The 230-nt window shown below is 45.2% G+C and carries 1 pseudogene; it reads right to left on the bottom strand.

Going from position 1 to position 230, the window contains the following annotated elements:
• Nucleotides 1-230 (bottom strand): annotated as a pseudogene (locus AC0IYH_RS34300) (N-acetyl sugar amidotransferase); the annotation flags it as partial.

Raw genomic sequence — 230 nt, 5'->3', positions numbered from 1 at the left:
ATTTAGAATACGTGCCCTCCGAACGATCGGGGTTAGTCGTAAATCCGGTGTGTTCCCGACAATAATAATAGTTTTCTTGAGGATCCCAGAACTTATAGTAACCAAAAAAGTGTATTTCTGTACTATTCTGTACAATCTTTTCATATGGCGGCGCCATGAACGGCTTTAACTCGGCCGCGGTCACGCCATGCTCTTCCCAGAACTCAGGAGGAAGACCAGAGAAGTAATGC

This window comes from Pseudomonas sp. AC463, from assembly GCF_979253585.1.
This window is presented reverse-complemented; position numbering and strand designations above follow the sequence as displayed.